This is a genomic window from Bartonella sp. AD328YNZD, assembly GCF_042196425.1.
The window spans coordinates 1-617 of record NZ_JBHIQG010000785.1 but is presented as its reverse complement, the minus strand read 5'-3'; the positions used below and the strand labels follow the sequence as shown (position 1 = coordinate 617).

Genomic DNA, 617 nt, shown 5'->3' with positions numbered 1-617 from the left:
CTTATTATTACGCTTTATGAAAGCTTTTTTGCCAAGGCATTTAAGAAAACCACGGATAGGCTTGGGATTGTTTATACGCCCGTTGAGGTTGTTGATTTTATCATTCATTCTGTTGATGAGGTGTTGCGTAATGAATTTGGAAAAAGCTTGGGGTCACGGGGTGTTTCTATTCTTGACCCTTTCACTGGAACAGGTACTTTTATCACACGGCTGTTACAATCAAAACTCATCAAACCAGAGGATATGGAATATAAATTCCGTCATGATATCCATGCCAATGAGATTGTTTTACTCGCCTATTACATAGCAGCGATTAACATTGAATCTACCTATCATAGTCTTATGAAAGGTGAGTATATTCCTTTCAAGCATATTGGTTTGACCGATACCTTCCGTATGCTTGAAGAGAAAAACCTTCTGCAAAAATTATTTAAAGAAAACAGTGAATATTTAGAGCATCAAAAGAAACTAAATATTGAAGTTATTTTTGGTAACCCTCCTTATTCAGTAGGACAAAAGAATGAAAATGATAATGCAAAGAATACCCCTTATCCAATTTTAGATAAACGGATCAGTGAAACTTATGCTGCTCAATCTAAAGCAAGTAATATACGAGC

At 35.3% G+C, this 617-nt stretch carries 1 protein-coding gene; it reads left to right on the top strand.

The window, feature by feature from the left end:
• The coding region (locus tag ACFIO3_RS15030; protein WP_375704776.1) for an N-6 DNA methylase at positions 1-617 on the top strand (617 nt) is incomplete at both ends.